This window comes from Hyphomicrobiales bacterium, assembly GCA_039973685.1.
Lineage (GTDB): Bacteria > Pseudomonadota > Alphaproteobacteria > Rhizobiales > JACESI01 > JACESI01.
This window is the reverse complement of record JBDWKL010000034.1, coordinates 43,452-50,385: the sequence shown is the minus strand read 5'-3', so window position 1 is coordinate 50,385 and position 6,934 is coordinate 43,452. Positions and strand designations below refer to the sequence as shown.

Sequence of the window (6,934 nt, the reverse complement as noted above, 5' to 3'; positions counted from 1 at the left end):
CATCACACTTCATCCGGAAAATGCTTCATGGTCAATTTAATCGGATTTGGCGCTGCTTGGCCGAGGCCGCAGATGGAGGCGTCTGCCATCACGTCGCATAGGTCCGTAAGAAGGTCTTGGTCCCACGTGTCTGCTTGCATGAGTTTCACAGCCTTCTCGCAGCCAGAACGACACGGCGTACATTGGCCGCAGCTTTCATCTTCAAAGAACTTCAGCATATTGAGCGCTGCATCGCGGGCGCTGTCTTTATCTGACAGAACCACAACCGCCGCAGAACCGATGAATGTGCCGAGCGGTTGCAATGTATCAAAATCAAGCGGTACATCGTTGATGGAGGCGGGCAGGAGGCCAGAAGATGGGCCGCCCGGTTGGTAGGCTTTGAATTCATGGCCATCTAACATGCCGCCGCAAGCGTCAATAATGTCTGTGATCGTGGAGCCAGCAGGAAGCAGTTTCACGCCCGGTTCTTTGACACGGCCAGAGACTGAATAAGAACGCAGGCCTTTGCGACCGTTCTTCTCAGTGGATGATAGCACTTGTGGCCCTTCACGCATGATGCGGGTGATCCAAAGCAACGATTCAACGTTGTGCACCAAGGTCGGGCGATTGAAGACGCCAACTTGTGCCACGAATGGCGGACGATGGCGCGGGATGCCGCGCTTGCCTTCAATCGATTCGATCATCGCGCTTTCTTCGCCGCAAATATAAGCGCCAGCACCGCGACGAAGGTCGATATAACCTTCAGCCACAAGACCAGCGGCTTCAAGCGCTTTGATTTCAGTTGCTAGAATTTCAAGCACCGCTGGATATTCATCGCGCATATAGATGAAGCAAGTGTCTGCTTCCACTGCCCAAGCAGCAATCAACATGCCTTCAAGAAACAGGTGCGGCGTGCGCTCTAGGTAATAGCGGTCTTTGAATGTACCCGGTTCGCCTTCATCACCGTTGACGGCAAGATAGCGAGGTCCAGCTTCAGCGCGAACGAATGACCACTTTTTGCCAGATGGGAAGCCCGCACCACCGAGACCGCGAAGGCCTGCTTCAAGAATAGTGTCTTGCACTTCATCTGCTGTTTGACTGCCACCACGCAGTTTAGTGAGTGTCTCGTAACCGCCGTCTGCTTTGTAAGCGTCAAACTTTTGATAATCTGGCATCTTGTGATGCGTATCACCGCTTTCAACGGCTGCTTCAACCTTCTCAACTGTCGCAAGATCAATGTGGTTATGACCAAGTTCTAACGTTGGCGCTGTGTCACAACGACCCATGCAAGGCGCACGAAGAACGCGGACATTACCACCACCGCCATATTTATCGCCAAGGTCTTTTAAAAGTTCTTGAGCGCCTGCCAATTCACAAGAAAGACTGTCGCACACACGTATCGTTAGATCTGGCGGCGTTTGCTCGCCTTCACGCACAACATCAAAGTGAGCATAGAAGGTTGCAACTTCATAGACTTCCGCTTGTGCAAGCTTCATCTCTTCGGCCAGTGCGCGAAGATGGTCTGATGAAAGGCATTTGAATTTATCTTGGACAAGATGCAGGTGCTCAATCAATAAATCACGACGGCGTGGCTTGTCGCCAAGCAGTTCACGTACATCAATCAGTGCCTGATCATCGAGTTGACGGCCCTTAGGGGTTTTGCGCCCTTTGCCCGTTCCATCTTTCCAAACACCCTTACGCTCAACGTTTTTCAACATTGCGAATTCTCCAACAATTTGGGAGACGCTAGTTGAGGCAGGGCTTTCACATCAAATTTTAAGTACAGATTGGGCAATCAGCATTTGTTATCGTGGACTATTGGCTTACCAATTGCTTAGCCGCATTGCTCAAAACCGCATGGGCGGGCGGGGCAGGTTCACGGCGCGGGAGAAAGAGGCCGATTGGTCGCAGAATGTTCGGTTCAACGAGGTCTAAAGCTTTGATGTTTGAACCGACACCAAAAATTTCCACCATCGTGCGCGGTGCAATCGTTGCTGCAGTGCCGTTTTCCACCTGTGCAAGAGATACAGTCAGCGCGTTGGTTTCAAGCACGGGGTCAACTTCGACATTAATGTCAGAAAATATTTCATCAATGATCCGACGGTTCCTCATGCTTTTTGACAACAAACACAAAGGTAAATCAGCTGCGTCCTGCCACGTAATCTGGTCTTTTTTATCATCAACCATATGACTTGGTGCCAAGAGCACGTACTCTTCGTCATAAAGATGTGAGCTTGTTATCGTGGGTGGTAGAGGGTCTTCAATGTAGGAAATGCCCGCTCCAAACGAGAAATTATCGAGCCCTCGTTTAATCTCAACCGAAGATGCCGAGACGATTTCAACCTTTAGCTTTGGTTGGTCAACGCGGATTATGGCTGGCAAGCACGCTGCAAAGGCGAGGGCCGTTGGAATAACGCCGATGCGCAAACTACCTTCAATGGCGGATCTTGCTGCCGTTAGCTCTTGTTTCATCCCGTCGACATCTTCAAGCAACTTGCGTGCCCATGTCAGGACAATTTCACCTTCAGGTGTAAACCCCATGAAACGGTTACCACGAAGAACGATTGATGACTTAAGATCGAGTTCTAGGTTTCTAATGCGGGCTGAAAACGCAGGTTGCGAAATGCCGCAATCATCAGCTGCACGGGCAAAATGTCCGTGTCGCTCTAACGCCACTAATAGCTGCATATCTCGAATATCAAACAAGGAACAGGCCTCCAACCAGCATGCCGTTGAGAATCAGCAACTTAGCCGCACGCGCGAAAATCCTCAATGATTGACCATACGTTAGCGGCAGCATACCGCAAAATCTTATCTCGTTGCGACGGGTTATTAAAAATAAAGCCGCCGATGAGAACACCGGCGGCTTTGATTTGGGAGGGCCCATTATTTAATGGGATAGTCCAGTTGTCGAATTAGACTGAGTAGTAAAGGTCGAATTCAACTGGGTGTGGAGTTTGCTCATAAACAGTGTTTTCTTCCCATTTAAGCTCCATGTACGCTTCGATTTGGTCTTTATCGAATACGTCACCTGCACAAAGGAAGTCATTGTCTTCTTCAAGACTGTTCAATGCTTCACGAAGTGAGCCAGCAACAGTTGGGATTTGTGCAAGTTCTGCTGGTGGCAGATCGTACAAATCTTTGTCCATTGCTTCACCTGGGTGAATTTTGTTTTTGATGCCATCAAGGCCAGCCATCAACATTGCAGAGAATGCTAGGTATGGGTTAGCTGTTGGATCTGGGAAGCGAACTTCAACACGTTTTGCTTTCGGGCTGTTGCCGAAAGGAATACGACAAGAAGCTGAACGGTTGCGTGCTGAGTAAGCAAGAAGAACTGGTGCTTCGTAACCAGGAACCAAACGCTTGTATGAGTTGGTTGATGGGTTAGTGAAAGCGTTCAATGCTTTAGCGTGCTTGATGATGCCACCAATGTAGAACAAGCAGCTTTCAGAAAGGCCAGCATATTCAGAACCAGCAAATGTAGGCTCGCCGTCTTTCCAGATAGACTGGTGAACGTGCATGCCAGTACCGTTGTCACCAAATACAGGCTTCGGCATAAATGTAGCTGTTTTGCCATAAGCGTGTGCAACGTTGTGGATGCAGTACTTGTAGATTTGTAGGTGGTCAGCAACTTGTGTCAACGGCGCGAATTTCATGCCGAGTTCGTGCTGTGCAGCCGCCACTTCGTGGTGGTGCTTTTCGATCAACACGCCCATTTCACCCATAACTGAAAGCATTTCGCCGCGGATGTCTTGGCCAGAATCAATTGGGTTTACTGGGAAGTAGCCGCCTTTGTTACGTGGACGGTGGCCCATGTTGCCTGCTTCGTAGTCTGCGTCCGTGTTTGATGGAAGCTCTACAGAATCAAGTTCGAAACCAGTTTTGTATGGGTCTGTTGAGAATTTAACATCGTCAAAGATGAAGAACTCAGCTTCAGGGCCCATGAAAATGCTATCGCCAGCACCAGAAGACTTCACATATGCTTCTGCTTTCTTAGCAGTCATGCGTGGGTCACGGTTGTAAGCTTCGCCACTGTCTGGCTCAAGAATATCACAGAAGATTGCGAGTGTTGACTGCGCGTAGAATGGGTCTGCTGTTACAGTTGATGTATCAGGCATCATTACCATGTCTGATTCATTGATGGCTTTCCAACCACCGATTGATGAACCGTCAAACATCACGCCATCAGCGAACATGTCTTCGTCAACGCATGAAGAATGCATTGTCACGTGTTGCATTTTACCGCGTGGGTCTGTGAAACGAAGATCTACATACTGGATGTCTTCGTCTTTGATCTGTTTTAAAATGTCGTTAGCTGATGTCATAAGCTAGTTTCCTTGGTCACTCTATCATTTACCTTCATCGCTGCATGCGATTTTGGCGGTTTCTATAGCATGTCGCGTCATGTTTAGAACGACACGGATGCACAAATTTTAGGCATAAGCCTTTGACTGTCTCTTAAATGGCTTCTTCGCCAGATTCGCCCGTGCGAATCCGAATAACGTCGTCGATTGTTGAGACAAATATCTTACCATCACCGATGCGTCCTGTTTGGGCTGCATTGCGGATAGCCTCAATGGTAGCATCAAGCTGACCGTCAGACACGACGACTTCAACTTTTACCTTTGGTAGAAAGTCCACAACATACTCAGCACCACGATAAAGCTCAGTATGACCTTTTTGACGGCCAAAACCTTTCGCTTCTACAACGGTAATACCTTGGATCCCCACATCCTGAATTGCTTCTTTCACTTCGTCCAATTTGAACGGCTTGATGATCGCTTCAATTTTCTTCACGAATTTCAATTCCTTATAATTCTGTGAGCATCAGGGGCGTATAACAAAATAACGCCCCATAGCGTTGTTGTGATTACCCTACGCACCACCTTATGCATCCCTTGTGCCAAATTGACCCAACTATTCAAAAATTTAAGTAGCAAAGGGATTGGCGTAATTTTCCGCATATTAACGCAGACGAAATTCACCGCAATGGAGGGGAGGTCAAAAAATAGGCAATATCTATGGCTTATATTTATGCAATTGACTAATTAATGAGCATATATTGAGGCGGCGGATAATTTCTTCTGCCCCTCGGTCCAATTGGGCAATTGGCTCCTTTGTATAAAAGTCACTTTTTTAACGATCCGAAAGTCCCCAAATTTAACGTTTTCAGAAAAAAAATCTAAAACGATGCTTTTTTTGAGCTTTTTTAATTTGACCACGCGTTTTGGGGTGGTATAGAGGCGCCTGATTTCAAGATTTAATGAGGGCATCCTCGTTCTTGACTTCGTGACTTACAATGTGCGGGCGTGGTGAAATTGGTAGACACGCCAGATTTAGGTTCTGGTGTCGCAAGACGTGGGGGTTCAAGTCCCTCCGCCCGCACCATCCCCTCAAGCGGCAAGATCAGATTTCTGATGCTGACTTTTGGGAATGTTGAACATTGTAAGGTGAAGTTGAACAAGCAACCTCCTTTTATCTGTGTACACATGGCCCGCATATCATTGCGGGCATATTTCGATTGAATAAGGAAACACGACGATGCAAGTCACTGAAACCCTCTCGGATGGCCTGAAGCGCGGTTTGAAAATCACCATTCCAGCTTCTGAGCTTGAATCTAAAATGATGGAAAAACTCGTTGAGATCAAAGATCAGGTTCGCATCAACGGTTTTCGCCCGGGTAAAGTGCCACTCGCGCATCTGAAAAAGACATATGGCCGTTCGGTCATGGCAGACATTGTTCAAGAGACAGTGACGCAGTCTAGCCAAGCAGCATTAGAAGAGCGCAAAGAGCGCCCAGCAATGCAGCCTGCTATCGAAATGACAGAAGACCAAGACGAAGCAAACGAAATCTTGGACGGCAAACGCGACCTAGATCTCGATGTTTCTTATGAGTTGATGCCTGAATTCGAAGTTGGCGATCTTTCTGGAGTCACCATTGAAAAGCCAGTTGTTGAAGTGGCTGATCAAGAGGTCATGGACCAAATCGAACAAATCGGCAGCCAAAGCCGCCCTTATGAAGAGAAAAAGGGCAAAGCTGAAGACGGCGACCGTATCAGCATGTCTTACCTTGGTAAGGTTGACGGCGTAGCATTTGAAGGCGGCGCTGACGAAAATGGTCAACTTGTTCTCGGTTCTGGTCAGTTTATTCCTGGCTTTGAAGAGCAGCTTGTTGGCAAAAAAGCTGGCGACGAGACTGTTGTTAAAGTTACATTCCCAGAAGAATACCAAGCCGCGCACCTTGCAGGCAAAGAAGCTGAATTTGACGTTGTTGTTAAAGAAGTAGCAGCCCCTGGCGAACTCGTAATTGACGATGATTTTGCTAAAAATCTTGGCCTAGAAGGCTTGGATAATTTGAAAGAAATCATCAAAAGCCAAATCGATGGTCAATATGCTGGTGCAAGCCGCCAGAAAGTTAAGCGTCAATTGCTTGACCAACTCGATGAAAAATATGATTTCGAACTACCACCAACAATGTTGTCTCAAGAATTTGACGGCATTTGGGGTCAGGTTGAAAAAGAAATGGAAGAAGCTGGTACTTCTTTTGAAGACAACGACACGACTGAAGAACAAGCACGCGAAGATTATTCTAAAATCGCTGAGCGTCGTGTTCGCCTTGGTTTGGTGTTGGCCGAAATCGGCGACAGCAAGAAAATTCAGGTGACGGAAGACGAAATGCGCAATGCAGTAATGCAGCAAGCGTCGCAATTTCCGGGTCAAGAAAAAGAAGTTTTCGAGTTTTACCAAAAAAATACAGAGCAACTTGCTGGCCTTCGTGCACCGATCTTTGAGGAAAAGGTTGTTGATTACATTCTAGAATTAGCAACGGTTACTGAAAAGACAGTCACAAAAGAAGAATTGCTTGCAGAAGATGACGAAGAATAAGTCCCTATAGACGAACCCTTAAGGGTTTAAATGTATCAATGCTTTCCTAATATGAGGGTGAGCGATTCCT

The 6,934-nt window shown here is 47.3% G+C and carries 5 protein-coding genes and 1 tRNA gene; 2 read left to right on the top strand and 4 right to left on the bottom strand.

Annotated features, from left to right (window positions below):
- Window positions 1-2: 2 nt before the first annotated feature.
- The 4 genes from ABJO30_09500 to ABJO30_09485 form a co-directional block, all read right to left on the bottom strand.
- Complete coding sequence (locus ABJO30_09500; GenBank protein MEP3233047.1) at window positions 3-1,697, bottom strand: NAD(P)H-dependent oxidoreductase subunit E; 1,695 nt, start codon at window positions 1,695-1,697, stop codon at window positions 3-5.
- Window positions 1,698-1,794: 97 nt separating this feature from the next.
- A complete protein-coding gene (locus tag ABJO30_09495; protein MEP3233046.1) occupies window positions 1,795-2,685 on the bottom strand; it encodes a LysR family transcriptional regulator in 891 nt (296 codons plus the stop codon).
- Window positions 2,686-2,894: 209 nt separating this feature from the next.
- Complete coding sequence (gene glnA / locus ABJO30_09490; protein ID MEP3233045.1) at window positions 2,895-4,304, bottom strand: type I glutamate--ammonia ligase; 1,410 nt, start codon at window positions 4,302-4,304, stop codon at window positions 2,895-2,897.
- Window positions 4,305-4,437: 133 nt separating this feature from the next.
- Window positions 4,438-4,776, bottom strand: a complete 339-nt coding sequence (locus ABJO30_09485; GenBank protein MEP3233044.1) for a P-II family nitrogen regulator — start codon at window positions 4,774-4,776, stop codon at window positions 4,438-4,440.
- Window positions 4,777-5,282: 506 nt separating this feature from the next.
- Here ABJO30_09485 and ABJO30_09480 point away from each other — a divergent pair.
- Together ABJO30_09480 and tig are read left to right on the top strand one after the other, a co-directional pair.
- A tRNA-Leu gene (locus ABJO30_09480) sits at window positions 5,283-5,367 on the top strand.
- Between the two features lie 153 nt (window positions 5,368-5,520).
- Entirely contained in the window at window positions 5,521-6,864 is a 1,344-nt protein-coding gene (tig, locus tag ABJO30_09475; GenBank protein MEP3233043.1) for a trigger factor, read from the top strand.
- Window positions 6,865-6,934: the final 70 nt, after the last annotated feature.

What these genes read in the sequence shown, in the direction of transcription:
- ABJO30_09500 (MEP3233047.1), bottom strand. Translation starts at nt 1,697, where the DNA reads ATGTTGAAAAACGTTGAGCGTAAGGGTGTTTGGAAAGATGGAACGGGC.
- glnA (MEP3233045.1), bottom strand. Translation starts at nt 4,304, where the DNA reads ATGACATCAGCTAACGACATTTTAAAACAGATCAAAGACGAAGACATC.
- tig (MEP3233043.1), top strand. Translation starts at nt 5,521, where the DNA reads ATGCAAGTCACTGAAACCCTCTCGGATGGCCTGAAGCGCGGTTTGAAA.